Source organism: Agrilactobacillus fermenti, from assembly GCF_021030645.1.
Classification (GTDB): domain Bacteria; phylum Bacillota; class Bacilli; order Lactobacillales; family Lactobacillaceae; genus Agrilactobacillus; species Agrilactobacillus fermenti.
The window spans coordinates 1-483 of the sequence record NZ_JACGCJ010000074.1; the positions used below are offsets into that span (position 1 = coordinate 1).

Consider the following 483-nt stretch of genomic DNA (forward strand, 5'->3'; position numbering starts at 1 on the left):
GTAATGAATCTTAGGAGCACCATAAATACCCTTATTCTCAAAATAGATCCCTGAGATCAATCGACAAAGACGTTCATTCTCAATTTCACGTTTAGAGGGCCGTTTTTTAAGCCATTGGTAATAACTAGATCTTGGCACTGATAGAGCAGCACACATTTGCTTGATATCATGATTTTTGACATTTGATTGGATATATTCGAAGACGATAGTTGATTCTACTTTTGAGCGAATATGGTCAAGGCTTTTTTTAAGATGGCATTTTCCTCCTTCATACGAGCCATCTCTTTCTTCATAGCTAAAATTTCTGCTTCGGATACTCCATTTTTTTCGTTTTTGGTATAAAGCTTTTTCCAGCGGTAGATTGTTTGCGTAGCGATACCATATTCCTCGGCTAACGAATCGATCGAGTGACCAGATTGGTTGAGGTCAAGGATCATCTTCTTGAAATCTTCATCAAATGTTTTTCTCTTTTTGGTCATTTTG

1 protein-coding gene is annotated in these 483 nt (G+C 37.1%); it reads right to left on the minus strand.

The window, feature by feature from the left end; translation table 11 throughout:
- Positions 1-215: 215 nt before the first annotated feature.
- Positions 216-483 (minus strand): transposase (locus tag FHQ08_RS12660; protein WP_230914750.1); only part of this gene is annotated, 268 nt, incomplete at its 5' end.